The organism is Actinacidiphila sp. bgisy167, from assembly GCF_057707665.1.
The window spans coordinates 1-22,599 of sequence record NZ_JBYIQP010000051.1 but is presented as its reverse complement, the minus strand read 5'-3'; the positions used below and the strand labels follow the sequence as shown (position 1 = coordinate 22,599).

Genomic DNA, 22,599 nt, shown 5'->3' with positions numbered 1-22,599 from the left:
GTCTCATGGCAGTACGACACCGACTTGTGCGCGGAGAGCCGAAGGACGTGTGGGCCGTACTCGCGGATCCCACCCAGTACGGGAAATGGGTCGTGGGACCGTCCTCGTCACGGCACGACGACGGGAAGTGGCCCGCCGAAGGGTCCAGCATCGAGTACACCGTGCCGCTGGGCCCGGCGAAACTCACCGGCAAGACGGTCGTCCGGATCTGCCGGCCCCCGGAGAAGTTGGAGCTGGAGGCCCTCAGCGGATGGCTGGGCTCCGCGCGGATCGCCTTCGAACTGCGCTCCTGGGGCCGCGACACGCTGGTCGTCGTGGACGAGCACCCGCTGCGCGGCCCCGGCGGCCTGCTGCACAACGCCGGACTGGACGCCCTGCTCCAACTGCGGCACCGCCGCATGCTCGGCCGGCTGGCCGAAGCCGTGGAGACGCAGGCCGCACACGGAGGCGAGGACGGCTGAACGGGGAGCCGACGACGGGAGGCACGCCATGGCGGACGCGGTGGTGATCGGCGCCGGCCCCAACGGCCTGGTCGCCGCGAACCTGCTCGCCGACGCGGGATGGAGCGTCGAGGTCCTCGAGGCGCAGGACGAGCCCGGTGGCGGTGTCCGCTCAGCACGGGACGTCCATCCGGAGTACGTGCACGACTTGTTCAGCTCCTTCTATCCCCTGGCGGCCGCCTCACCCGTCATCCGGGGACTCGGGCTGCACCGCGAGGGGCTGCGGTGGAGCCACGCCCCGGCCGTGGTGGCGCATCCGCTGCTGGACGGGCGCTGCGCGGTGCTGCACCGGCGGGCCGTCGACACCGCCGCGGTCCTCGACGCGGACACCCGCGGCGACGGCGCGGCCTGGTTGCGGCTCTGCACGGTCTGGGACCGCCTCGGGGACGACCTCGTCGACGCGCTGTTCACCCCCTTCCCCCCGGTGCGCCCGGGGCTGCGGCTCGCGGCGCGGCTGCGCGCGGGCGGCGGACTGCGGATGGCCCGCACGCTCGTGCTGCCGGTGCGGCGGCTCGGCGAGGAGGAGTTCGGGGGCGAGCTGGGCGCCCTGCTGCTGGCCGGCAACGCGCTCCACGCCGACCTGGCGCCGGAGGCCGCGGGCAGCGGCGGGTTCGGCTGGCTGATGGCCATGCTGGGGCAGACCCACGGCTTCCCCGTGCCGGTCGGCGGCGCCGGGTCGCTCACCGCCGCCCTCGTCGCCCGGCTGCGCCGGCGCGGCGGCACGCTCCGCTGCGGGGCACGGGTGACCTCGGTCGTCGTGCGCTCCGGGCGGGCGGCGGGGGTCCGCACGGCCGACGGCGACGCGGTGCCGGCCCGCCGCGCCGTGCTGGCCGACGTGTCGGTGCCCGCCCTGTACGGCGAGCTCCTGAGCCGCGACGACCTCCCGGCGCGGGTCCTGGAGGACCTGCGCCGCTTCCAGTGGGACTTCGCGACCTTCAAGGTCGACTGGGCCCTTGACGGCCCGGTGCCGTGGTCGGCGCCCGCGGCCGCGCGGGCCGGCACGGTGCATGTGGCCGAAGGGGTCGACGACCTGACCCGGTTCGCCGCGCAGATCGCCATGGAGCAGGTGCCCGAACGGCCCTTCCTCGTGTTCGGGCAGATGACGACGGCCGACGCCTCCCGTTCGCCCGACGGGACGCAGTCGGCCTGGGCGTACACCCACCTTCCCCAACGGATCCGCGGCGACGCGGGCGGTTCGGGGATCGTCGGCACCTGGGATCGCACAGACCAGCAGCTGATGGCCGACCGGGTGGAAGCACAGGTCGAGCGGTACGCCCCCGGGTTCCGTTCGCTCATCGCCGCCCGCCGCGTCCTCGCCCCGTCCCGGTTGGAGGAGCACAACGCCAATCTCCACGGCGGCGCCATCAACGGCGGAACGACGGCCATGCACCAGCAGTTGGTGTTCCGTCCACTGCCGGGCACCGGACGCCCCGAGACGCCGATCGCCGGCCTGTTCCTGGCGTCGGCCGGAGCTCATCCCGGCGGCGGGGTCCACGGGGCACCGGGCGCCAACGCCGCCCACGCCGCGCTGCGCTCCCGCTCCCCCAGCCGGCTGCTGAGCGGCGCACAACGTGCCCTCGCCCGCCGCAACCGCCTCGGCAGGCGCGGCTGAGCGGCCGGGTCCACGGGCGGCGGGGCCCCCACCGCGGAGCCCACGTCCGCCGCGCTCAGTTCTGGGTGCGGCGCACACACGCCGCGACGACCTCGCTCAGGTCACCGCTGCGGCGCAGCAGATCCCGCTGGATCTGGGCGCCGTTGCCGGTCTTCAGGAGTCCTGCGAGCGCGTCCTGAGCGGGGAGCAGGTCGCCGTTGTCCTCCAGGGCGTCGCGTACGTGGTCGAACAGGGCCCGCACCACGGCCTCGGCAGGAGCGGGTTCCATGGTGAAGGGGTGCACCAGGCGGCCGTCGACGCCCTCACGGGCGGCACGCCAGGTCGCCAGCCGCAGCAGGGCCACGCTGTGAGCGGACGGCGGCTCGCCGTCCCGCCAGGCACGGGCCGCGGTCTCCACCAGCGCCCGTACCAGCGTCGCCAGCAGCGCGGTGCTGGACGCGTCCAGGCACACGTCCGCTACGCGGATCTCGACGGTGGGATAGGTGTACGAGAGGCGGGCGTCGAAGTAGATCATGCCCGGGTCGCGCAGCGCCCCGGTGGCGATCATGGACCGCACCAGTTCGTGGTAGCGGGCCGCGGAACCGAACGGCTCGACCGGCCCGGCCGACGGCCATCTGCCCCACACCCGGCTGCGGTAGCTCGCATAGCCGCTGTCCCGGCCCTGCCAGAAGGGGGAGTTGCCGCTGAGCGCGAGCAGCACCGGCAGCCAGCCGCGGATCCGGTCGAGGACCGCCACGCCCTCCTCGTCGGACTCCACCGACACGTGGACGTGGCAGCCGCAGGTCAGTTGCTCGTCCGCGGTCAGACCGTACCGCTCGCGCATCCACCGGTAGCGCTCCCCGGTGCTGAGCGACGGGTGCACCGGCAGCGGCGAGGTCGCGAGCGCCGCGACCGCGCAGCCGGACCGCTCCGCGTGCCGGGCGGCCTCCGCCCGCCACCGCACGACCTCGGCGGCCAGGTCCTCCATCCGCGACTGCGGCCGGGTGGCGAACTCCAGCTGCTCCCTCTGCAGCTCCGCCTCGAACACCTCCACGCTCGCGGCCGCCTCGCAGCGCGCCGCGGCCAGCACCGCCGCGGACAGCGCCCGCGGCTTGCCGGACTCCGCGTCCAGCAGCAGGAGCTCCTCCTCCACACCCACCGTCCGCATCGCGCCACTCCCCTTCCACGGGCCGCGTGGAGTCCACGGGCGGCGGGGAGCGTGGGACACGCCGCGCCGGAACCCCGGATCACCGTGACAGCACCAATACGCCAGGCACCCTCCTGCTTCCCCGCCCGCGCTCATCGATGCACCGGCGGTCCCGCGCCTCGGTCATCGGCGTGCCCGCCGGTCACCGGCGCTCCGGTGAAGCTTCCGAGCAGCGTCGTGGCGCTGGATATGCTGGGGAAATGGAGAAGGGCAAGAGCGACGACTGGCTGACCGCCGACGAGCAGCGGGCGTGGCGCACCTACCTGGACGTCGGCACGCTGGTGCTCAGCCGGCTCGGCCGGGACCTGGAGCCGTTCGGCCTGACCATCAACGACTACGAGATCCTGGTGAACCTCTCGGAGTCGCCCGAGCGCCGCATGCGGATGAGCGACCTGGCCCGCGCCACCCTGCAGTCCAAGAGCCGGCTGTCCCACCAGATCAGCCGCATGGAGAGGGCGGGCCTGGTCCGCCGCGAGAACTGCGAGTCCGACCGGCGCGGGCTGTTCGCCGTCCTCACCGAGGACGGCTGGGAGACCATGCGCAAGGTCGCCCCGCACCACGTCGCCGCCGTCCGCGAGCACTTCATCGACCTGCTCCCCGAGGAGGCCCAGAAGGCCATCCGCAGGGCACTCACTCCGGTCGCCGAGCACCTGCGCGCGGTACGCGGCCCGAACTGACGCGGCCGCCGAGCCCTTCGCCGCACGCCGGCGATCGCGGCGTTTCGGACCCATGGGCCCGGGCAGGCGTCCTGCCGAGGGGGGTTTCCCGCGAGTGCTAGGGAGTCGACCCCATGTCAACAGGGACACTTCTGGCGATCATCATCCCCGTAGTCGTGGTCCTCGCCCTGATCGCGGTGGCGGCCACCCTCTTCGTACGCCACCAGCGCCTGAAGCAGCGGTTCGGCCCGGAGTACGACCGTGCCGTCGAGGACGCCGGCAGTCGCAAGGACGCCGAGCAGGACCTGGCCGCCCGCGCCAAGCGCCACGACGCACTGGACATCAAGCCGCTGCCGAGCGGCGTCCGCGACCGCTACGCGCGGGAGTGGAACAGCGTCCAGGAGGAGTTCGTCGACAGGCCCGAGGACGCCGTTCACGACGCCGACAGCCTGGTGGCCTCCCTGATGCGCGAGCGCGGCTACCCGACCGAGGACTTCGACCAGCAGGTCAAGGACCTGTCGGTGGAGCACGGCCAGACCCTGGAGCACTACCGGGCGGCCCACGAGGTCAACGACCTCAGCACCCGGCACGAGGCCACGACCGAGCAACTGCGCGGCGCGATGGTCCATTACCGCGCCCTGTTCGACGAGCTGCTCACCGACGGCGGCGGGCGGCGCCACGCCCGGGCCTGACAACGGGCCCACCCCATCGACCCAGCCTGGAAAGGCGGAAACCATGGAACGCGAGCGTGTCTCCCGCGGAAGCGGGCTGGCCACCGAAGACCTCGCAGAGACCCACGCCCCCACCGGAGCACCGCAGGAGCGCACCGACACGGCCCGCCCCGACACGGGCTCCAGGCCGCCGGAATTCCCCGGGGAGAGCACCGGCACACGCGGCGAACCGCCCCCGGACGAAGCGGCGGCCGAAGCCCCCGCACGGGACACCACCGAGCCCGCGGGGGACACCACCGCGGACGAGGCCCCGCAGCTGCTGCGTTCCGAGGACCAGGAGGGCTTCCGGGCCCGTTGGCAGCGGATCCAGAGCGATTTCGTCGACGACCCGCGCGACGCCGTGCACGCCGCCGACGAGTTGGTCGCCGACGTCATGCAGAAACTGGCGTCGACCTTCGCCCAGCACAAGCAGGACCTCGAAGGCCAGTGGACCCGCGGCGAGCAGGTGAACACCGAGGACCTGCGCACGGCTCTCCGGCGCTACCGGTCCTTCTTCAACCGCCTGCTGTCGACGTAGGCCACACGGGCACCGCATGGTCGGGCGCCGCCGGGCAGGCGGCGCCCTTCGGCGTGCGCGGGCGTCCATGGGGCGCCGCACCGGCGGGCCGCCGCCTCGATCCGCCGGGCATGGTGGAGCGTCAGCAGGGCACACGCGGGGTCAGGAGGTAAGAAATGGTTCCCTTGCTGCTTGTCCTGCTGCTGGCCCTGATCCTTTTCGGGGCGGGCTTCGCCCTCAAGGCCCTGTGGTGGATCGCGCTGATCGTGCTGGTGGCGTGGCTGCTCGGCTTCGTGTTCCGGGCAGCGGAGGGCGGCGGGCGCCGCCGCTGGTACCGGTGGTGACCTGAGGCCGGTCGTATCGGAGCACCATGCCGGGGTGCCGGCCGCACGTCGCGGTCGGCACCCCGTCCGTCGTCTCCGTCGTCGGTGTCACTCCGCCCGGGGGGCGAGAGCCGCGACGGCCACGGCGGCGGTCACTCCGGTCCAGGCGACGGGGCCGAGCGGGGTGCAGCCGAAGAACTGGCTCACCCCGGGGGTCTGGATCACCGCGATGAGCGCCGCCGCCGAGCCGAGCACGGTGAACCAGACCAGAGGGCTGTGCCGGCGGCCGGTCACGGTCTGGGTGAGCTGAGCGCCCACCACCCCGCACAGCGCCATGGTGCTGGTGCGCCGGGCACTTCCCGGGGTGGCTGTGCCGACCAGCCAGGCGGTCGTGGCGCCCAAGGCGGTGAGGATGCCGCGGTGGCGGATCTGCCGGGCCAGCGGCGCGCCCAAGGTCCCCAGCCCCAGCGGGGCGGTGCCGGTCCTGGCCGTCCCCTGCCGCTCTGCTCCGCCCTCGCCCTGTGCGGCGGCCGCGTCCGCGGCGTCGCCGCCCTGCGGGGTCACGGCGACCGCCATCGCGGGGAACATGTCGGTGAGCAGGTTGACCAGCAGGAGCTGCCGGGTCGACAGCGGTGACGCACCGGATACCAGCGTCCCCAGCAGGGAGAAACCGATCTCGCCGGCATTGCCGCCGATCATGACGGTCAGGGCGTCGGCGACGCTGCGCCACAGGGCGCGTCCCTCGGCGACCGCTTCCGTCAGCGCCGAGAGCTCGTCGTTGACGATGACGAGGTCCGCGGCGTTGCGCGCGGCGGCCGAGCCCCGGACGGCGATGCCGACGCCGACGTCCGCCGCCCTGATGGCGGCCGCGTCGTTGGAGCCGTCACCCACCATGCCGACGACCCGCCCGGACTCCCTGAGGGCCTCGATCACCTGGAGTTTCTGTTCGGGCGCCACACGGGCGACGACGTCGCAGTCGCGTACGAGCGACGCCCGGCCGGCGCGGTCGCGGGTGGCGAGCTCGTCGCCGGTGACGACGGAGACGTCCTCGGGCCAGCCGAGTGCGACGGCGACCGCCCTGGCGGTCTCGGGGTGGTCGCCGGTGAGCATCACCGGCCGCACACCCGCCTGCCGCAGTCCGGAGATCAGCGGCGCCGCGTCGGAACGGGGCGTGTCGGCCAGGGCGATGAAGCCGGTGAGCTCCAACCGGTAGTGATCCAGGGGCTGTTCGAGCGCCCCGTCGAACTCCCCCGGGTCGAGGTGGTGTTCCGCCACGGCCAGGACGCGCAGCCCCTCGGCCGCCAGTGCCTGGGTCGTCTCGTTGGTGGTGCCGTCGCCGTCGTGGCAGAGCGGCAGCACCACCTCAGGGGCTCCCTTGACCACCAGCAGCGGGTTGCCCTCAGCGTCGTGCCCGGTGGCCGCGGCGTAGCCGCGGGAGGCCTGGAAGGGCTGGGTGTCGCCGGGCGTCCAGTGCGGGTCGTCGCCCGCCGCGTCGAGCACGGCCCCGTCGGTGGCGTGGGCGTGGACGCCGTGGTTGTCGCCCATCGGGGGGCAGGTCCGCGCCGCCTGCCGCAGGATCGCCTGGCCCTGCGGGGAGTCGGCCCCGTGGACGCCGCCGTCGGGAGCTGCGGTGCGGACCACACGCAGCCGGTTCGCGGTGAGGGTGCCGGTCTTGTCGAAGCACACGGTGTCCATCCGCCCGAGTGCCTCCAGGGTGCGCGGGGTGCGCACGAGCACGCCGTGGTCGGTCAGCCTGCGCGCGGCGGCGAGCTGGGCGACGGTCGCGGTGAGCGGCAGCCCTTCGGGGACGGCCGCCACGGCGACGGCGAGCCCTCCGGACACGGCCTGCCGTACGGGGGTGCCGCGCAGCAGCGACAGACCGGTGACCGCGGCGCCGCCCGCCAGGGTGAGGGGCAGCACGGACGAGGTCAGTTCACGGAGCCGGGCCTGCACGCCCGGCGCCGGCGGCATCCGGCCGGCCAGGTGGGCCGCACGGCCCGCCTCGGTGTCGTCACCCGTGTCGACCACGACGGCGCGCCCCTGCCCCGCCACCACGGTGGCGCCCTGGAAGACCATGCAGTGCCGGTCGGGGACCGGCACCCTGGGCGTGGGCTCCACCTGCTTGAGGGTGGGCAGGGACTCCCCCGTCAGGGAGGACTCGTCGACCTCCAGGTCCTCGGCTTCGAGCAGGCGCGCGTCGGCCGGGACGACGTCGCCGGTGTGCAGCTCGATCACCTCCCCTGGGCTGAGCCGTCCGGCCTCGACGGTGCGGGTGTCTCCGGTGTCGGGGTCGACGACCCGGCGCGCCTGCTGCCGCTGGCTCACGGCGAGGGAGGCGAGGGCCTGTTCGGCACGCAGGCGCTGGATGCCGCCCACGAGTGCGTTGATGCCCATGGCGCCGGTGACCAGGAAGGCGTCCACCGCCGAACCCAGCAGCGCGGAGGCGGTGGCTCCCACGGCGAGCACGGGCGTGAGGGGGTCGTCCAGTTCGGCCCGGACGGCGACCAGAAGCCGCCCCGTCAGCCGCAGGGGGGCGGCGGCGGGCGACGCGGCCATCGTCCGGCCCACGCGCTCGGCCGCCGACCACGCGCGGGTCGACTCGTCGTGGAGGTCGCGTTCCGCCCTCCGCAGCCGGTCGAGGACCTCATGGGGTTCCAGGGCGTGCCAGGGCACCCGCGGGCGCGACCGGGGCACGTCGCGTCGCAGTACGCGCCGGGCGCCGCCGAGGCCGTCGACGAGGGCCGCCGCGGCCGCCGCGTTGACCGGGCTCAGTCGCAGCCCCGCCTTCCAGGCGGCGCGCCGCCCCCGCGAGCCGCGGGTGAGCACCATCAGCTCCGACAGGGCCGCCCCGGCCTCGGCCAGGATCTTGGCGCGCCGGGCGGCGGCTCGGAAGCCGGGTACGGCCGCCAGCAGCCGCCAGACACCGGAGAGGTCGTCCAGGACCAGGGCGTCGGCGGCCCACAGGACGGCGCTGCCCGGGTCGACGACTGTCACGGCCACGTCGCTGCTCATCAGGCCCGTCGGCAGGTCGTCCTCGGGTCGTGTCCCGGCGGCCGGCCGTGCGACGGTGAGCACCGTCCGCCCGGAGCCGCGCAGTCGGCGCACGAGATCCGTCAACGACTCGTCGGCGGAGATCAGTTGGTCGGCGAGCGCCCCGAACTCGCCCAGGGTGCCGTCGTCGGCGACGACCACGTGCAGGCCCGCGCGCCGGGCGGCGTCGAGCACCGCCTCCGCCAGCGGATCGACCTCCCGGCCCACGAAGACGCTGCCCACCTCGTGGTTGTCCGCGTCGAGGACGGTCATCCGCCCGGTGCGGGTGCCGGGCGCGCTGCCGGCGACGGGCCGCAGGCGCACCCCGTCGCCGTCCGGCGGCCCATCGCGCCGGTCCGGCTGCTCGTCCTGGGCCCGCAGAGTGGCCGCGGCGGCGTGCCAGAGCCGCTCGTGGTCCCAGGAGGTGTCGGCGCCGGGCACCGCTTCCAGCAGAGTGCGCCTGCGTCCGCTGAGCACCGAGTGGTGCAGCACGACGCTGTCGACGAGTTCCAGCTGCCGGATCCGTTCCACGTCGCGCACGAGCACCCTGCGTCGGGCCAGACCGGTGCCCAAGGCGGCGGTGAACGCGGTGGGCCCGTAGCGGGCGGCACGCGGTGAGGCGGCCAGAACCGCCTCGGCCGCCTCGGCGCTGTCGCGCGTGAAGGCCAGGGTCGCCACCGCCCCCAGCAGACCCCCCGTGACGGCCTGGTCGGCGTACTGGTCCGCGGGCCTGACGTTCAGGCGGGGGCGGCGCACCCGGGGTGTCGGCAGACTGTGCCGGTCCGGTGCGCACAGGCGGTCGTGGACCTCGTCGAACAGTGCGGAGCGGGCGATCGACTCGACGAGCTGGGCGGTCCGCAGTGCCGCGTCCAGCACCAGGGCGGTCGGGGACTGCCCGAATCCGTGCGCTGCCGCGTAGGCGGCCGAGAGGACGACGTCGGCGTTCGGCTCCCCGAGCCTCCGCCGGAGCCACGACCGCGGTCGCGAGTCCTCCCGCAGCGCGGTGACGGCCGCAGTGATCACGCGCGGGGAGCTTCTCAGCCGCAGTATCCGCGCGGTCGCCGCGGTGGCGATGCCCGCGACGTCGCAGCACAGGGCCGCGGCGTGCACGCGGGCTCCTGGTGCCTGCCCCGGGTGGTCGTGGTCCAGCGCCGCGGCCTGCGGCTGCTCGAGTCGGTGGCGGTCGGCAAGCTCGGCCGCCCGCGCCGCCACCTTGGCGGCCACCGCGTCCTCGGCGAGCTGTACGACCAATGACTCCAGGCCGCCGTCCCAGTAGGCCCCCAGCACATCGGGGTGCTCCGTCAGTGCCGCGGCCACCTTGCGGGCGGCTGCCTCCACCTGGCGCCGGTCGAGGGCGGCGCCGGAGCGCGGCCGCAGCGGGAGGTGCATGCGGCGTCCGCCCACCCAGCAGGCCCCGGACCCGACCGCGTGCTGCGTGACCCGACCCAGCCGCAACGCCCCTCGTGAGGCGGCGGCGGCGCCGCGCCACGCCGAGCGCGCACCGGCGTCCGCGGCGCGCACACCGGCGTCCGCCAAGGACGCCGCCTGCCGCGCCACGCCGGTGGGCGCGGAGGCGGCGAGCCGCAGCCCTGCCGCGGGCAGTCCGATCAGCAGCCCCAGTCCGTGCGCCGGCCTCATGTGGCGGAGGCCTTCGCCTTCTTGTGTTCCTTGGCCTTGATCTTGGCCTTGCTCGGTCCGCCCTCGGGAACCGGCAGTTCGTCGGGCCTCGTCATCGCGTCCGGCCCCTTCTCGGCCATGGGCGCCTCCCGGGTCGGGGCCGCCGCCATGTGCCCCTGCGCGTGCGGCGCGGCCGGGATCCGGGTCTCCGGCGGGACCGCCGTGTCCTCGCTCTCCGCGCCCTCCGGCGCCTCAAGGACCGGCTTCTCCCCGGTCGCTTCCCGGGCCGACGCCTGCTCGCGCCGCGCACCGGACCGCTGCTGCGTCAACCAGACCGCGGCGGCTCCCGCCGCCGCCACCGGCCACTCGACGACTCCGGCGGCACCCAGGAGTCCGGCGCCCGCGTAGGCTGCCACCCGCCGCTTGCGCGGCGAGACCACGCCCACCGTGTCCAGCACACTGTCGAACGTCTCTTTGACCACCCCGGCCCCGGGCAGCCGCTGCGCCGTGGACTTCATCGTGTCCAGGGGGTGCGCCACGGCTTCCATCACGGCCGAGGATGAATGACGACCAGTTTCAGCCATTTTTTTCACCTCATATAGGTGCTTCCCAGAAATATGGAGCTGAACAATCCGGCCGCTGGACGAGGCACGGGCTTCAGACGTGCCGAACCCCGCGGTTCACGCTCCGCCGTCCCCCCGCACACATGCCCTCAGGCGCGCGCTCCGGCGACCTCGTCGGCCACGTGGCGGTCCAGCGCGGCACGCACCAGAGCGTCCGCGAGGACCGCGTAGGCGGCCTCCGGCACCAGGTCGGCCAGTTCCTCGGGCCGCGTCGGCAGCCCGAGCCGTTCCGCGCCCTTGAGTGCCTTCCCGTCGAAGACCGGACGCGTCTCCGGCCAGACCGCCTGCACCTCCCGCAGGAAGATCTCCACTCCGACGGGCCCGAGTCCGGGCACCTCGCGCAGGGCGCGGCGTATCGCGTCCGGGTCGCCGTCCGCCTGGTCGCGCAGGCGGCGCAGGTCGCCTCCGTAGCGGTCCAGGATCAGCTGCGCGCCGTCCCCGAGCTGCGTCGCCGTGCGCTCGTCATAGCGCCGGTAGTGACCCCTGCCGAGGGCGTCGACCCGCTGCTGCCAGGTGGCGTCGCGCATCCTGCGGGGGTCGCGCATCCCGGCGGCGAACAACTCGTGTGCCGCCGCCGTGGCCACGGACGCCTTGATGCGGGCGCCGAGCAGGCACGCCGCGACCAGCACCTGGTAAAGGGGCTGAGGGGTGTTCCGCAACCTGATGCCGGCGTCCTCGGCGTAGGTGCGGCCCTCGTGGTCGAGCAGGGCCTCGACCGTGGCCTTGTCCTTGGCGGTGTCCCGCTCCCGGGTCGTTCCGGTCATCTCACGTCACCTTCTCGCGATGCGCGGGGTCCCTCCTCGGGTCTGCTACCCGGCGTGCAACCGGTACACGGCGAAGGCACGGTCGATCACGGGCTGGGCGACGTTGCGGACCCGTACGCCGCCCGCCGTCATGCCACGCTCGACGCCCCGGTGCGCGTGGCCGTGCACGGCCAGGTCGGCTCCGCCGCCGTCGATCGCCTCGGCCAGGAGGTAGCTGCCGAGGAACGGATGGATCTCCGGGGGTTCCCCGGCGAGGGTGTCGGCCACGGGCGAGAAGTGCGTGAGCGCCACCCGTACGGTGCGCTCGTCCCGCGGCAGTCGCTCCAGCGCGGCCCGCAGCCCCGTCGCGCTGCGGCGCGTCAGGGCCACGAACGCCTTCATCTCGGGTTCCCCGAACTCACCGGCGCTCCGCCCGGCGAAGCCACCGCCGAAGCCCTTGGTGCCCGCGACCGCCAGTCGCGCGCCACCGCAGTCGACGAGGGTCCCCTCGCCCTCCAGGACGGTGACCCCCGCCCCGGCCAACGCGGCCGCGATCTCGCCCTGCTGTCCGCTGTGGTAGTCGTGGTTGCCCAGCACGGCCACCACGGGCACGGGCAGCCCTGCGACCTCGCACGCGACGACCTCGGCCTCCTCCACGGTGCCGTGGCGGGTGAGGTCACCGGCGAGCAGCAGGACGTCGGCACAGCCGGGCAGCGTGTCGAAGGCCGGCCGGAGCGTGCCGCCGCTCTCCCGGCCCAGGTGGATGTCACCGACCGCCGCCACGCGGATCACGGCAGTTCCTCGGCGTGGTCCGGGGCGGCGGCACTGGTGATCCGCAGGTCGCAGACGACAAAGGAGCCGCCGGATTCCTCCTCGGCGATCCGCACGACGGCGTCACGCGCCGGCGCGTCGGGCACCGCGCCGGACAGCACCACGCCCCCGCCCCGCTCCTCGACGCGAATACCGAGTTCGGCCACCTCGTCGCCGGCGAGGCGGCGGCGCAGCCGCTCGACGAGGTAGTCGTCGGCGGCGGTCATGACGGCGCTCCGCGCGGCGCGATGACGCCGAGTCGCTCGAGCAGGTAGAGGAAGGCGTCAGGCATCGGCTCCGTCTGGTACCGGCAGCGGACGCCGTCCCAGTCGATGCGCTCGCGCAGCGTCCTGGCCAGGGGCAGCAGCGCGGCGAAGTCGCAGTGCTGCTCGGTGAGGGCGCCGAGGAGGCTGCTCAGCAGATCGGTCGGCGGGAGCACGGGCATCCGCACGGAGTCCACGGCCAGCACCGGTGCGTTCGCCAGAAGTTCGGTGGTCACCGGGCGGCGCCCGAGTTCGAAGATCAGGTCGATGTCCTCACCGTCGGCTCGGGCCTTGACCAGCCAGTCCTCCGGTGCCGGAACGGCCTGGACGCCGTCGTCGGCCAGGGCCCGCAGCACCGCCCCGGCGTCTTGACGGCGGACGCAGAAGTCCGTGTCGTGCTGCAGGCTGCCGGGAACGCCGTGCGCGTAGGCGGCGACGCTTCCGGTCAGCGCGAACGGCAGCCCGGCCGCCTTCAGCACGGCCGCCACGCGCTTGGTGGTCTGCAGGATGGCCTGTGTGTGGTCGGTGGGCAGGCGCGACGAGCCCCCCGTCCCTGCGGACGCACGGCTCCCGGTCGTCCCCGTCTCCATGGCGGCGGCTTCGGCGGCGGGACCGGCAGTGTCAGCGGCGGCCTCGGGCGCGACGTCGGCGTCGTTCATGAACGGCCCTCCGTCCTGGCATCCCCCGCGGCGCCGCACCGGGGCGGCGGAGCGGGACTCACTCGTCCGGGCGCGTACCCGCCCGCGTCCCCGGCACGCCCGCGGAGGGCGGGGCAAGCGCTACGTTGGCCCAATGGGATGAACTCCGCGACGAGCGACGGCCCCGCCGGGAGCCCCCGGATACCCATGGTTCCATGAACGTGAACCCCATCGAGATGCAGAAGGCCCTGGGTGGCGTGGACTACCCCGCCTCGAAGCAGGACATCATCGACCGCGCGAGCAGCAACAAGGCGGACCGCGACATCATCGACGCCCTGGAGACCCTTCCGGACCAGGAGTTCGACTCCCCCGCCGAGGTCAGCCGGGAGATCGGGAAGCACTCCTGAGACCGAGGCGGTTCCCTGACCGCGCCGCACGCCGTCCGGGCCCGCCCCGGGCGGCGTGCGGCGCTGCCGTGTGCGGGCGAGTCGTGGTGGGGGGCGCGATGTCCTCCCCGCCCCCTCCTGTCGCGGGGGGTGCCGAGGGCCGGTGAGCGACGGCAAGGCGACCTCGCTGCCTCGATCAGCCTCAGCCCCGGACCGTCCGTTCACCGGCCGCCGCCGGCCCCTCCCTTTCGCCGGGTGGTGGCGGACGACGGGAGTCGGCGGATCCCACTCGAGCGCATGCGGGCGCCGGGTCATTCGTTCGGTGGGCGTCCGGTACGCAGCATGCGCAGGACGGCCCGCTCCGCGGGTCCGTGCGTGGCGGGGATCCCGTACACGCCCTGGTCGCCCAGCTCGGGCAGGGCCGAAACGATGGTCACCCCCTCCTCGTAGAGCTCGACGACCCGGGGGTTGATGTACGAGGCGCGGCACACGGCAGGGGTGTTGCCGAGGTATCCGGACACCTCTCTGGCCGCCCTGGCTATCGCGCGGCGGCGGCCCGACTCGCTGCGCACCACACCATGGGACACCGCGAGGGCGACCGCCGCCATGACGGTCGCGTGCCAGGTGCGGAAGTCCTTGGCGGTCGCCTCCGTCCCCGCCAGCTCCTTCAGGTACGCGTTGACGTCCGCGCCGCTCACCTCCCGCCACGCGGGACGCTCCCAGTAGGCGAGCAGCCGGTCGCCGCCTCCGCGCCGTCGCAAGAGCGCGGCCAGGCTGCGGTACGTCGGCGAGTCCACCACCCCCTGGACCCGCTCCTTGCCATGCTTCGCGGGGTAGGTGAACACCACTTCGCCACGGCGGCAGCGCCCGTGGGCACGCAAGAGGGTCGTCAACCCATAGGTGTCGTTGAGGTCGACGTAGCGGTCGCTGCCGATCCGGAAGAAGCCGAGGTCGAGCAGGCGCACGGCCGTCGCCAGCACACGGTCCCTGGTGAGTCCCCGGTCGCACAGATGGGCTTCCACGGCTTCCCGGACCAGGGGGAGGCGCTCCGCGACGTCGAGGACGTGGTCGTGCTTCGCCTGCTCCTGCTCGGCGCGGAACTGCGGGGGGTAGAGGTACTGACGGCGGCCCGCGGCGTCGGTCCCGACCGCTTGGAGGTGTCCGTTGGCCCGCGTGCAGATCCATACGTCGCTCCAGGCGGGCGGTATCACCAGTGCCTTGATCCGGTCGAGTTCCGCACGGTCACGCAAAGGCGTCCCCTGGGTGTCGAGATACCGGAATCCCAGTGGGGTTGGCGGGCGTAGCCCGGGTCGGTGGGCCTGCTGTGGTGAAGGCGCACGTGCGTTCCCGAAGTGCCGTTGTGTCGCGTCCCGCCCGTGCCGATCAGTGCGGTGACGGGTGCCGGGCGGCTCCTGAGCGTCGGTTACCCCGATGCATGGACTCCAGTCCCGTGCGCCTTCACCGTGTCAGGCGGCAGGGGGCGACATCTCCCGCCCTGACCCCGGCGGGGCCGCGCCAGGGACGCGACCCGCACACGGGCGCGGGCGGCTGCTGCTCCGTCACCGTTCGCGGCCGGTGCCGCATCCCGCTGCGCGTCAGGGCTCGTCCTCGTGCCGCTCGGGTCGGTGGGTCTCCAGTCCCTCGATGGGATTGCCCGCCAGCGTGCCGTGTTCGGCGGAATAGCCTTCGGCTCCCGCGGCGGTGCCGCGGACCACCCGCTCGTGCGCGCGGTCCTCCTTGCCGCTTCCCGCGCCCGGTGCCTTGGCTGCGGATTCCCCGGTTTCCTTCTCCCGCTTCCTGGCCATGGCTCCACTCCTCGCTGCCGTGGCTCGATCGGACAGGGCGCGCCTGCCCGGGGCAGGTACGGCGAAACGCTCAGCACCATCTCACCGCCGGTGCGCATCCCTCACCACATGCGGGACGAACGGAGAGGTACGGCCGACCGGCAGCGGCGCGAAGAGCGCTTCCCCCGGTATGGCACCGGCCCCATACGGGAGCAGCCCTCTCGGCGCCGCCCGCCGCGGCGCGGGATGTGAAGCCGGGTGACACGCTTCGAAGGGCTTGCGTTCCTGAGGCTGTCCCATGTCGTGCCTCCTGGGAGCTTCATCGGCACTTGGAAGAAATGATAAGAACTGACCGCATGTCGTTCGAGCGCTGGAACGGCCGCGATCGGCGGGGAAATGTTTTGCCGCCGCCGGAGGGGCAAGGCGTGGGGTGCCACTGGGGAGTTCCGCCGGCCGTCGTCGGCCGGAAAGTTTCCGCGGCGACGGCGGTCGGTGGCGGCAGTCCCGGGGAGTGATGGCGCAGACGCGAAGGACTTCAAGGGAGTGATCACCGTGCCCGCTGGGTCGAACCGCAAGCGTGAGCGGCAGTACGAGCACATCAAGGAGAGCGCCGAGGACCGGGGCGAGAGCGAGAGGCGGGCCAAGGAGATCGCCGCCCGTACGGTCAACAAGGAACGCGCCCGCGCGGGCGAGTCCAAGACCGCCAGCCGCAGCTCCCTCGAGGACATGTCCTCGGGCAGGAGGGGCGGCCAGCGCTCCGGAAAGGGCTCCCGAGGCCCCACCTACGACCAGCTCTACGCCGAGGCCAAGCGCCGCAACGTCGACGGCCGCTCCCACATGAACAAGGCCGAGCTGCAACGCGCTCTCGACCGCGGCTGAACACCGCGAGGAAGGCAGGTGCCACCATGCCCGTTCGCGAGGAGGTCACGACGGCCGCGACCGAGACCGCGCAGGAGTACGCGGGTGGCGCCGACCGGCCGCTCGGCGCCTTCGGCGGGCTGATGGCGGGCTACGGCGGCGCGGTGTGCGCCATCGCGGGCGCGGCCCGGCTCACCGGCAGGAAGGTGGCCGAACCCACGCCGTGGGATGTGGCTCTCTGCGCGGGCGCGACGCACCGCCTGTCGCGTCTGGTCACCAAGGACGCGGTCACCAGCCCGCTGCGCGCGCCCTTCAGCCGCTTCAAAGGCACGACGGGTCCTGCCGAGCTGGAGGAGGAGGTGCGCGGAAGCGGTGCCCGCAAGGCGGTGGGTGAACTCCTCACCTGCCCGTTCTGCACGAGCCTGTGGTTCGCCACCGGATTCGCGGCGGGGCTGGTCTTCGCCCCCGCCGCGACCCGGCTAGCGGCCGGCACCCTCACCGCGCTCACTGTCTCCGACCTGCTGCACTTCGCCCGCTCGCGGGCCCAGCGCGCCGCAGGGGAGTGAACGTCCCGTGCCGGCCGGCTGCCGGGTGATCGTCTACCCGCCGACGCAGACCGGCGGCCGCCGCCTGCGCGTGGACGGGGAGATCCTCGGCGTCGCCTACGGCATGCGGGACTTCATCAAGTTCCTGCGGCGGGCCGGTATCGACCCTCACAAGGTCAGCGTGACCGATCCCGACCTCGTCGAGTGGCGCGGCGCCGGGCCGACGGTATGGCGCTGCGGTCACGGCGGCCCGGCGAAGCCCGCCTCGGGACGGGTGCGCAGGGACTTCCGCACGCCGGCGCCCGCCGGCGTGGTGGACGTGACCCTGGACGGGCCTTTGGAGCAGGTCTCACGCGTCCGGGCCTGGATCGAGAGCCGTGCGGCGAGCGGCAGCAGCATGCTGATGGAGTTGCCGGGCGGAAAGGTGCGCTGCCGGCTGCGCCTCCTACCGCCGCCGGAGGACTGACGGCGGCACGCGCCGCCGACGACGGGGCACTCCTCCGCCCGGTCCGGTCCGCCGGAGGAGTGCGCTGTCATCGGCGGCGCGTCCGTCCTGTGGCGCCCTCGCGGCACAGCCGGCATCGACGCACCCGGACTGCCTGCGGCCAGGGACCGTGTGCTGGCGACGGCCGTGCGCCTGCTCGACCTCGGTTTCTTCCGGATCGGCAGCGACCGCTACGTCGACCACAACGACACCTAACCTATGGGTTGACGACGCTCTTGCGTGCCCACGGGCGCTGCCGCCGTGGCAATCGCGCGGCGGCGGCCCCGCTCGCTGCGCGCCCTGGCTCCAGGCGGCGCTGGACAGTGTGCCGTCCCGGCCCGCCCCGGACCCGGGCCGCGCGGCAGCGGGGACGGCCGCGTACCCGGCCTCACATCGCGGGCCTCAGCGGCCCGGACGCCTGGCGCCGGACGCCGGCGCCGCGGGCCCGCCGCCTCATATGCCGTTGGCGACGGCCCTGTGGCCGGGCCCAGTGCCTCTCACGGCAGGGGCGTGCCGCCCGTGGCGTTGACGACCTCCGCCGTGATGTAACTGGCACGCTGGGAGGCGAGGAACACGTAGGCCGGGGCCATCTCGGCCGGCTGGGCGGGGCGCCCGAGCGGGGACTGCTTGCCGAACTCCGTGGTGTCGGGCATGGTCGCGGGGATGAGCGGCGTCCACACCGGGCCCGGCGCCACCGCGTTGACGCGGATACCCTTGGCGGCGACCATCTGCGCCAGCGACTGGGTGAAGTTCACGATGGCCGCCTTGGTCATCGCGTAGTCCAGCAGGTGCGGACTGGGCTTGTAGGCCTGGACGGAGCTGGTGTTGATGATGGAGCCGCCGGCCGGCAGGTGCTCCAGCGCCAGCTTCGACAGCCAGAACATCGCGTACAGGTTCGTCTTGAGCACCCGGTCGAACTGCTCCGTGGTGACGGCGGCGATCCCGTCCGGCTGGGACATCTGGTACGCGGCGTTGTTGACGAGGATGTCGAGCCGCCCGAACTGGGCCAGCGCCAGATCGATCACCTCGCGGCACTGGTCCTCCTCACGGAGGTCGCAGGAGAGGGCGACTCCCTTGCGTCCGGCGTCCACCACGAGCCCCACGGTGGTGTCCGCGTCCTCCCGCTCCTCCGGGAGATGGGTGATGAGCACGTCCGCGCCCTCGCGGGCGAAGGCGAGCGCGACGGCGCGGCCGATCCCGGAGTCGCCGCCGGTGATCACCGCGGCCCTGCCCGCCAGCTGGCCCGTGCCCTCGTACGAGGTCTCGCCGTGGTCGGGCGGCGGGTCCATCGGGCCGGTCCATCCCGGGTGGGGCTGCTCCTGGGCGGGGAAGTCCGGCTGCGGGTGCCGGGTGGCCGGGTTCTCGTCGCGGGGGGTCATGGCAGCTGTTCCTCCGTCACTTCTCGATGGCGACGCGTAGGGAGCGCACCTGCTGGTCGGTGGCGTCGGGAACGACCATTCCGGCCTCGACCCCGGTGCGCAGATAGTCCAGTACCTCCTGGTCGAGGCGTTCACCGGGCAGCGCGGCGGGGATCCCCGGCGGGTACGGCGTCAGCATCTCCGCGGCGACCCTCCCTTCGGCCTCGGCGAAGGGCACCTGCTCGGTCGGGCCGAAGAAGGCGTCACGGGGCAGGACGACCTGCTCCAGGACGAGTTCCCGCGGGCTCGGGATGTCCACGGCCGGCGCCGGCCGCAGGTCGTCGGCGTGGTCGGCGAGGTCGGCCAGGGCGGCGACGAGCACCTTGGCGGTGTCGTCGTTGTCGGCGTGGGTGAGCTGGGCGCTGATCCGGCGATGGTCGCTGACGTGCAGGTTCACACCGTGGTGGGCCCGCAGCCAGTCCGCGGCGCGGTATCCCGTGATCCCCAGGGCCGTGATGTCGACGATCACCTGGAGGGGGTCCAGGTCCGCGGCGCGGTTCGGGCCGCAGAAGTCGTCGCGGCCGTGCACGTGGTAGCCGTCGAGCTGCCCGATCTCGCGGCGCAGATCCGCGGCCAGGGCGAGGGCCCGGTCGTACAGCGCATGCCCCTGCTCCACCATCTGCCGGCGCCAGCCGTCCAGCGCCGCGTACAGCAGCACCGACGGGCTGGTGGTGCCCAGCAGGTCCTCGCGGGCCTTGAGCACCGCGGGGTCGACCAGGTCGCCCTGGAGGTGGAAGACCGAGGTCTGTTCGAGCGCGGAGCCCATCTTGTGCACGGAGGTGACGCACACGTCCGCCCCGGCGTCCATGGCCCAGGTCGGCAGCGCGGGGTGGAAGGGCAGGTGCGCTCCCCATGCCTCGTCCACGACGAGGGGTCGGCCCTGCCGGTGGCACTCCTGGGTGATCGCGTGCAAATCCGCGCAGGTGCCGTACGGGGTGGGGCTGGTGACCAGGGCGCCCTTGGCTTCGGGGTGGGCGCGCAGGGCCGCGGCGACCGCCCGGGGCGAGGGCGGGTGGGCGAGGTGGAGGTCCGGGTCCCACTGGGGGCGCACCCAGATCGGCTCCTGCCCCGCAAGGATCAGCCCGGAGATGACGGACTTGTGGGCGTCCCGGCCGACGACGAGCTGTTCGTGCGGCCCCGCGACCGAGAGCATGGCCGACTTGACCGACAGCGAACTGCCGCAGGTGGAGAAGAACGTGCGCTCCGCTCCCACGGCGTCCGCCATGAGCTCCTGGGCCTTCTCCAGCACTTCGTGCGAGGACGTGCGGTCGTCCAGTCCGCTGGTGGCCAGGATGTCGGAGCGGAACACCGACTCCCCGAGCGCCTCCAGGACGCGGGGGTCGGCGCCGCGGCCCTGTTTGTGGCCCGGCGGGGTGAACGGTGTCTGCCCGGTGGCGTGGTAGGCGGCGAGTGCCTCCAGGACCGGCGCGTGCGAATGGTCCATGAACTGCGGCTGCCCGCGCCTTCCTCGGGGAAACGCCGGGGGCGGCCACGGGGGTCAGCGGCCGCGATGCTCGGTCGGCGGTTCCTGCGGGTCGACTCCGCTGAACTCGGACGTGTCCTTGGCGCCGCTGGGCCGGCCGGAGGGACCGCGCTCGCCGGTGTCCTCGATCTGCCTCTTGCCGGAGGCGCCGGCCCGCTCCTCGCCGCTGCGCGACACGTCCTGCACCGGTGTGCCGGCCTTCGACGCCTCGATGTCCTCGGCGGACGGCTCGCGGTTCTTCCCGCCGGGTGCGTAGGCGTCCGGGTGGAAGGAGCGGTGGCCGCTGGGGTTGTCCTGCTGCGTCTCGGCGTCCACGTCCGTGGCCCAGCCGTGCTGGTCCTCGCCCTTGTGCCGGCTGGGACCCTCGCCGTGCGACGGGTGCTGCTTCTTCGTCATCGTGCTTCCCCTTTGATGCGGATCTTTCATGCTTTTTCCATCCTTGAGGGCGCGTGCCCCGGTGTCACCGGCTCATGCGTAGCGCGATGCCCATCGCGACGGCGGGTAGGCGAGGGGCAGCCGGGGGACGACGGGAAGGCCCGGGGGCGTGTCCCGCGCGGTGAGGGGAAGCCGCCTCGAAGGGAGACGTCCACCACATACCGCGACAGAAGGAGGCCTGTTATGGGACACGGTGGAAATGTCATCGCGGAGCTCACGGCCGACCACCGGGAGGTGGAGGAGCACTTCGCACGCCTGCGGGCACTGCCCGCGACCGACAAGGAACGCAGGACCGTGCTGGACGAGGTCACCATCGAACTGGTCCGGCACGCGGTGGCCGAGGAGATGTACCTCTACCCGGCGGTCCGCGAGCACCTGCCCGGAGGGGACGCCCTGGCGGACAAGGAGATCCAGGAGCACGCCGAGGTCGAGCAGGCCCTCAAGGACCTGGAGGACGTCCCCATCGACGACGCCCGTTTCGACCAGCTGGTGGGCAAGCTGATCACGGACGTCACCGCGCACGTCCGGGACGAGGAGCAGCAGCTCTTCCCGGCCCTGGCGCAGGCCTGCTCGCCCGAGCGGCTCCTGGAGCTGGGCGAGAAGGTGCGCGCGGCGAAGAAGGTCGCCCCCACCCGGCCCCACCCCGGTGCCCCCGACACCCCGCCCCTCAACAAGCTGCTGGCACCTGGGACCGGGCTGGTGGACCGGGCCCGCGACTTCGTCACCGGCCGCGGGAAGTCCTGACGCGGTCGACCACGGTGGGTAGCGCCGGGCCGCTCGGGCGGGACGCCGCCCGAGCGGGCCAGGACCTGCCTGGCCTCGGGTGCGGGCCGTGCGTCAGAGTTCGCGCAGAGCGGGCAGCAGCGTCTTCTCGGCCCAGTCCAGGAAGGCCGCCTGGGTATCGCCGCCGACCTGTACCAGGGCGATCTCGGTGAAACCCGCTTCCGCGTACGGGCGGACCGCCGCCACGAAGGCATCCGGGTCGTCCCCGCAGGGGATGGCCCGCGCGACGTCCTCGGGTCGTACCGGGGCGCTCGCCGCGGCGAAGGCCGCGGTCCCGGGCAGTTCGGAGTTGACCTTCCAGCCGCCACCGAACCAGCGGAACTGCTCGTGTGCCCGGCGCACCGCGGCGTCCCGGTCGGTGTCGTAGCAGACGGGCAGCTGCCCGACCCGGGGTTTCCCCGCGCCGCCGTGCTCGTCGAAGGCGCCCAGCAGGCCGGCGTCCGGGTCCGTGGCGATCAGCAGGTCGGCGAGGCGGCCCGCCAGTTCGCAGGACCGCGCACCGGACGCCGCGATCCCGATCGGCGGCGGCCGGTCGGGCAGATCCCACAGCTTGGCCGACTCCACGCCGAAGTGCCCGCCGCGGCGGTTGACGTAGCCGCCCTCGAAGAGGGCCCGGATGATCTCGACAGCCTCGGCGAGCATCTCGTGGCGTACATCGACGGAGGGCCATCCGCCGCCCACCACGTGCTCGTTGAGGTTCTCGCCCGAGCCGAGCCCGAGGCGGAACCGGCCGTCGGACAGCAGTTGCAGCGTCGCTGCCTTCTGCGCGACGACGGCGGGGTGGTAACGCATGGTCGGGCAGGTCACGTACGTCATCAGCGGGATCCGCGTGGTGGCCTGGGCTGCCGCGCCGAGAACGCTCCAGGCATACGGCGCGTGGCCCTGCTCGTCCAGCCAGGGGAAGTAGTGGTCGGACATCACCGAGAAGTCAAAACCGGCCTCCTCCGCCCGGACCACATGGGCCACCAGGTCCTTCGGGCCGGCCTGCTCGGTCAGCATCGTGTAGCCGAATCGCGTCATACGGGGCGGCTGCCCGGTCGGTCACCGCGAAAACGCCGCCGCCGGGTGTGTGAGCCGGCGGTTCGGGGGCAGCCGGATCGTGCGGCGGGGCAGCCGCACGGCGGGTGAGTGCCCCGGGCGCCGGGTCCCCCCTCCCGGCGTCCGGCACTCCCGGGCCGGGGCCCCGGTCTCAGTC

At 73.7% G+C, this 22,599-nt stretch carries 23 protein-coding genes and 1 pseudogene; 11 read left to right on the top strand and 13 right to left on the bottom strand.

The window, feature by feature from the left end:
• Positions 1-5 precede the first annotated feature (5 nt).
• Both AC3ET4_RS19650 and AC3ET4_RS19645 read left to right on the top strand, forming a co-directional pair.
• Complete coding sequence (locus AC3ET4_RS19650; protein ID WP_431951123.1) at positions 6-461, top strand: SRPBCC family protein; 456 nt, start codon at positions 6-8, stop codon at positions 459-461.
• A 28-nt stretch (positions 462-489) separates the two neighbouring features.
• Positions 490-2,112: a phytoene desaturase family protein gene (locus tag AC3ET4_RS19645; protein WP_431951121.1), complete on the top strand. Its 1,623-nt coding sequence runs from the start codon at positions 490-492 to the stop codon at positions 2,110-2,112.
• A 55-nt stretch (positions 2,113-2,167) separates the two neighbouring features.
• On the opposite strand, the gene AC3ET4_RS19640 is transcribed toward AC3ET4_RS19645, so the two are convergent.
• Positions 2,168-3,259 carry a glutamate--cysteine ligase gene (locus tag AC3ET4_RS19640; RefSeq protein ID WP_431951119.1) on the bottom strand — a complete coding sequence of 364 codons (1,092 nt, stop codon included), beginning with the start codon at positions 3,257-3,259 and terminating at the stop codon, positions 2,168-2,170.
• Positions 3,260-3,498: 239 nt separating this feature from the next.
• Between AC3ET4_RS19640 and AC3ET4_RS19635 the strand changes: the two genes are divergently transcribed.
• The 4 genes from AC3ET4_RS19635 to AC3ET4_RS19620 all read left to right on the top strand — a co-directional run bounded on the left by AC3ET4_RS19635 (position 3,499) and on the right by AC3ET4_RS19620 (position 5,525).
• Positions 3,499-3,975 carry a MarR family winged helix-turn-helix transcriptional regulator gene (locus tag AC3ET4_RS19635; protein ID WP_431951117.1) on the top strand — a complete coding sequence of 159 codons (477 nt, stop codon included), beginning with the start codon at positions 3,499-3,501 and terminating at the stop codon, positions 3,973-3,975.
• 113 nt (positions 3,976-4,088) lie between these two features.
• The gene (locus tag AC3ET4_RS19630) at positions 4,089-4,646 is read left to right on the top strand and encodes a hypothetical protein (protein WP_431951115.1); all 558 of its coding nucleotides are present in this window, start codon (positions 4,089-4,091) and stop codon (positions 4,644-4,646) included.
• Positions 4,647-4,689: 43 nt separating this feature from the next.
• On the top strand, positions 4,690-5,202 hold the full coding sequence (locus AC3ET4_RS19625) for a hypothetical protein (RefSeq protein ID WP_431951113.1): 513 nt from the start codon (positions 4,690-4,692) through the stop codon (positions 5,200-5,202).
• Between the two features lie 155 nt (positions 5,203-5,357).
• Positions 5,358-5,525: a hydrophobic protein gene (locus AC3ET4_RS19620; RefSeq protein WP_431951111.1), complete on the top strand. Its 168-nt coding sequence runs from the start codon at positions 5,358-5,360 to the stop codon at positions 5,523-5,525.
• A gap of 87 nt (positions 5,526-5,612) precedes the next feature.
• On the opposite strand, the gene AC3ET4_RS19615 is transcribed toward AC3ET4_RS19620, so the two are convergent.
• The 6 genes from AC3ET4_RS19615 to AC3ET4_RS19590 all read right to left on the bottom strand — a co-directional run bounded on the left by AC3ET4_RS19615 (position 5,613) and on the right by AC3ET4_RS19590 (position 13,249).
• Positions 5,613-10,172, bottom strand: a complete 4,560-nt coding sequence (locus AC3ET4_RS19615; protein WP_431951109.1) for an HAD-IC family P-type ATPase — start codon at positions 10,170-10,172, stop codon at positions 5,613-5,615.
• Positions 10,169-10,735 (bottom strand): hypothetical protein, encoded by a 567-nt coding sequence (locus tag AC3ET4_RS19610; RefSeq protein WP_431951107.1) that lies wholly within the window; start codon positions 10,733-10,735, stop codon positions 10,169-10,171. The genes AC3ET4_RS19615 and AC3ET4_RS19610 overlap by 4 nt, the downstream gene beginning before the upstream one ends.
• A 128-nt stretch (positions 10,736-10,863) precedes the next feature.
• Positions 10,864-11,538: an endonuclease gene (locus tag AC3ET4_RS19605; protein WP_431951105.1), complete on the bottom strand. Its 675-nt coding sequence runs from the start codon at positions 11,536-11,538 to the stop codon at positions 10,864-10,866.
• Positions 11,539-11,583: 45 nt separating this feature from the next.
• Positions 11,584-12,309, bottom strand: coding sequence for a metallophosphoesterase family protein (locus AC3ET4_RS19600; RefSeq protein ID WP_431951103.1), 726 nt, complete (start codon positions 12,307-12,309; stop codon positions 11,584-11,586).
• Positions 12,306-12,554 carry a BON domain-containing protein gene (locus AC3ET4_RS19595; protein WP_431951101.1) on the bottom strand — a complete coding sequence of 83 codons (249 nt, stop codon included), beginning with the start codon at positions 12,552-12,554 and terminating at the stop codon, positions 12,306-12,308. The genes AC3ET4_RS19600 and AC3ET4_RS19595 overlap by 4 nt, the downstream gene beginning before the upstream one ends.
• Positions 12,551-13,249 carry a hypothetical protein gene (locus AC3ET4_RS19590; RefSeq protein WP_431951099.1) on the bottom strand — a complete coding sequence of 233 codons (699 nt, stop codon included), beginning with the start codon at positions 13,247-13,249 and terminating at the stop codon, positions 12,551-12,553. Before AC3ET4_RS19590 ends, AC3ET4_RS19595 begins: the two co-directional genes overlap by 4 nt.
• A 194-nt stretch (positions 13,250-13,443) precedes the next feature.
• Here AC3ET4_RS19590 and AC3ET4_RS19585 point away from each other — a divergent pair, with 194 nt between their 5' ends.
• On the top strand, positions 13,444-13,635 hold the full coding sequence (locus AC3ET4_RS19585) for a DUF2795 domain-containing protein (protein WP_431951097.1): 192 nt from the start codon (positions 13,444-13,446) through the stop codon (positions 13,633-13,635).
• 290 nt (positions 13,636-13,925) lie between these two features.
• Here AC3ET4_RS19585 and AC3ET4_RS19580 read toward each other — a convergent pair.
• A pseudogene (locus tag AC3ET4_RS19580) lies at positions 13,926-14,953 on the bottom strand (DNA topoisomerase IB).
• Positions 14,954-15,209: 256 nt separating this feature from the next.
• Entirely contained in the window at positions 15,210-15,419 is a 210-nt protein-coding gene (locus tag AC3ET4_RS19575) for a hypothetical protein (RefSeq protein ID WP_431951095.1), read from the bottom strand.
• Between the two features lie 531 nt (positions 15,420-15,950).
• Here AC3ET4_RS19575 and AC3ET4_RS19570 point away from each other — a divergent pair.
• The 3 genes from AC3ET4_RS19570 to AC3ET4_RS19560 are packed head-to-tail and all read left to right on the top strand — an operon-like array spanning position 15,951 to position 17,267.
• The gene (locus AC3ET4_RS19570; RefSeq protein WP_431951093.1) at positions 15,951-16,277 is read left to right on the top strand and encodes a plasmid stabilization protein; all 327 of its coding nucleotides are present in this window, start codon (positions 15,951-15,953) and stop codon (positions 16,275-16,277) included.
• Between the two features lie 26 nt (positions 16,278-16,303).
• The gene (locus tag AC3ET4_RS19565) at positions 16,304-16,822 is read left to right on the top strand and encodes a DUF1360 domain-containing protein (RefSeq protein WP_431951091.1); all 519 of its coding nucleotides are present in this window, start codon (positions 16,304-16,306) and stop codon (positions 16,820-16,822) included.
• 7 nt (positions 16,823-16,829) lie between these two features.
• Positions 16,830-17,267 carry a hypothetical protein gene (locus AC3ET4_RS19560; protein ID WP_431951089.1) on the top strand — a complete coding sequence of 146 codons (438 nt, stop codon included), beginning with the start codon at positions 16,830-16,832 and terminating at the stop codon, positions 17,265-17,267.
• 515 nt (positions 17,268-17,782) lie between these two features.
• Here AC3ET4_RS19560 and AC3ET4_RS19555 read toward each other — a convergent pair.
• Genes AC3ET4_RS19555 through AC3ET4_RS19545 form a run of 3 tightly spaced genes read right to left on the bottom strand, consistent with a single transcriptional unit; the run spans position 17,783 to position 20,582 of the window.
• Entirely contained in the window at positions 17,783-18,664 is an 882-nt protein-coding gene (locus AC3ET4_RS19555; protein WP_431951087.1) for an SDR family oxidoreductase, read from the bottom strand.
• Positions 18,665-18,680: 16 nt separating this feature from the next.
• Positions 18,681-20,147: an aminotransferase class I/II-fold pyridoxal phosphate-dependent enzyme gene (locus AC3ET4_RS19550; protein ID WP_431951085.1), complete on the bottom strand. Its 1,467-nt coding sequence runs from the start codon at positions 20,145-20,147 to the stop codon at positions 18,681-18,683.
• A 54-nt stretch (positions 20,148-20,201) separates the two neighbouring features.
• Positions 20,202-20,582 (bottom strand): hypothetical protein, encoded by a 381-nt coding sequence (locus AC3ET4_RS19545; protein WP_431951083.1) that lies wholly within the window; start codon positions 20,580-20,582, stop codon positions 20,202-20,204.
• 222 nt (positions 20,583-20,804) lie between these two features.
• Here AC3ET4_RS19545 and AC3ET4_RS19540 point away from each other — a divergent pair, with 222 nt between their 5' ends.
• Positions 20,805-21,365 (top strand): hemerythrin domain-containing protein, encoded by a 561-nt coding sequence (locus AC3ET4_RS19540; RefSeq protein WP_431951081.1) that lies wholly within the window; start codon positions 20,805-20,807, stop codon positions 21,363-21,365.
• Between the two features lie 93 nt (positions 21,366-21,458).
• Here the strand turns inward: AC3ET4_RS19540 and AC3ET4_RS19535 are convergent, their stop codons facing one another.
• Entirely contained in the window at positions 21,459-22,424 is a 966-nt protein-coding gene (locus AC3ET4_RS19535; protein WP_431951079.1) for an LLM class F420-dependent oxidoreductase, read from the bottom strand.
• Positions 22,425-22,599: the final 175 nt, after the last annotated feature.

Coding starts and splice junctions, on each gene's coding strand:
- AC3ET4_RS19650 (WP_431951123.1), top strand. CDS start 6: ATGGCAGTACGACACCGACTTGTGCGCGGAGAGCCGAAGGACGTGTGG.
- AC3ET4_RS19645 (WP_431951121.1), top strand. CDS start 490: ATGGCGGACGCGGTGGTGATCGGCGCCGGCCCCAACGGCCTGGTCGCC.
- AC3ET4_RS19640 (WP_431951119.1), bottom strand. CDS start 3,259: ATGCGGACGGTGGGTGTGGAGGAGGAGCTCCTGCTGCTGGACGCGGAG.
- AC3ET4_RS19635 (WP_431951117.1), top strand. CDS start 3,499: ATGGAGAAGGGCAAGAGCGACGACTGGCTGACCGCCGACGAGCAGCGG.
- AC3ET4_RS19630 (WP_431951115.1), top strand. CDS start 4,089: ATGTCAACAGGGACACTTCTGGCGATCATCATCCCCGTAGTCGTGGTC.
- AC3ET4_RS19625 (WP_431951113.1), top strand. CDS start 4,690: ATGGAACGCGAGCGTGTCTCCCGCGGAAGCGGGCTGGCCACCGAAGAC.
- AC3ET4_RS19620 (WP_431951111.1), top strand. CDS start 5,358: ATGGTTCCCTTGCTGCTTGTCCTGCTGCTGGCCCTGATCCTTTTCGGG.
- AC3ET4_RS19615 (WP_431951109.1), bottom strand. CDS start 10,172: ATGAGGCCGGCGCACGGACTGGGGCTGCTGATCGGACTGCCCGCGGCA.
- AC3ET4_RS19610 (WP_431951107.1), bottom strand. CDS start 10,735: ATGGCTGAAACTGGTCGTCATTCATCCTCGGCCGTGATGGAAGCCGTG.
- AC3ET4_RS19605 (WP_431951105.1), bottom strand. CDS start 11,538: ATGACCGGAACGACCCGGGAGCGGGACACCGCCAAGGACAAGGCCACG.
- AC3ET4_RS19595 (WP_431951101.1), bottom strand. CDS start 12,554: ATGACCGCCGCCGACGACTACCTCGTCGAGCGGCTGCGCCGCCGCCTC.
- AC3ET4_RS19590 (WP_431951099.1), bottom strand. CDS start 13,249: ATGAACGACGCCGACGTCGCGCCCGAGGCCGCCGCTGACACTGCCGGT.
- AC3ET4_RS19585 (WP_431951097.1), top strand. CDS start 13,444: ATGAACGTGAACCCCATCGAGATGCAGAAGGCCCTGGGTGGCGTGGAC.
- AC3ET4_RS19575 (WP_431951095.1), bottom strand. CDS start 15,419: ATGGCCAGGAAGCGGGAGAAGGAAACCGGGGAATCCGCAGCCAAGGCA.
- AC3ET4_RS19565 (WP_431951091.1), top strand. CDS start 16,304: ATGCCCGTTCGCGAGGAGGTCACGACGGCCGCGACCGAGACCGCGCAG.
- AC3ET4_RS19555 (WP_431951087.1), bottom strand. CDS start 18,664: ATGACCCCCCGCGACGAGAACCCGGCCACCCGGCACCCGCAGCCGGAC.
- AC3ET4_RS19550 (WP_431951085.1), bottom strand. CDS start 20,147: ATGGACCATTCGCACGCGCCGGTCCTGGAGGCACTCGCCGCCTACCAC.
- AC3ET4_RS19545 (WP_431951083.1), bottom strand. CDS start 20,582: ATGACGAAGAAGCAGCACCCGTCGCACGGCGAGGGTCCCAGCCGGCAC.
- AC3ET4_RS19540 (WP_431951081.1), top strand. CDS start 20,805: ATGGGACACGGTGGAAATGTCATCGCGGAGCTCACGGCCGACCACCGG.
- AC3ET4_RS19535 (WP_431951079.1), bottom strand. CDS start 22,424: ATGACGCGATTCGGCTACACGATGCTGACCGAGCAGGCCGGCCCGAAG.